Here is a 596-nt window from a genome sequence, read left to right as displayed (position 1 = left end):
GCCGGGGGCAGTGTGGTGGTCACCGGGGGCACCGGGATGGCGGGTTCGGCGCTGGCGCAGCATCTGGCGACGCGTTATGGGGTGGCGCATGTGGTGCTGGCCAGCCGCCACGGTTCCGATGCCGAGGGTGTGGCCGACGTGGTGTCGCGGTTGGAAGAAGCCGGGGCGCGGGTGTCGGTGGTGGCCTGTGATGTCGCCGATCGTGACGCGGTCGCGGCGTTGATCGCCGGGCTGCCGCCGCAATATCCGCTCAAGGGGGTGTTTCATGCCGCGGGCCTGCTCGATGACGGGCTGATCGGTTCGTTGACGCCGGATCGGGTGGATGCGGTGTTGCGGGCCAAGGTGGATGGGGCCTGGAATTTGCACGAGCTGACCCAAGGCTTGGATGTGTCGGCGTTTGTGATGTTTTCGTCGATGGCCGGCATCGTGGGCGCCCCGGGGCAGGGCAATTACGCGGCGGCCAATAGTTTCCTGGATGGGCTGGCCGCCTATCGGCGTGCGCAGGGGTTGGCGGGGTTGTCGGTGGCGTGGGGGTTGTGGGAGCAGGCCAGCGGCATGACCCGACACCTGGGCGAGCGCGACAAGGCCCGCATGAC

At 68.6% G+C, this 596-nt stretch carries 1 protein-coding gene; it reads left to right on the top strand.

The features are described 5' to 3' along the window. Positions 1 to 596: beta-ketoacyl reductase (locus A5745_RS13360; protein ID WP_139329589.1), on the top strand; the 596-nt coding region annotated here is incomplete at both ends.

The sequence above is a fragment of the Mycobacterium sp. IS-2888 genome, from assembly GCF_001954215.1.
Taxonomy (GTDB): domain Bacteria; phylum Actinomycetota; class Actinomycetes; order Mycobacteriales; family Mycobacteriaceae; genus Mycobacterium.
This window is presented reverse-complemented; position numbering and strand designations above follow the sequence as displayed.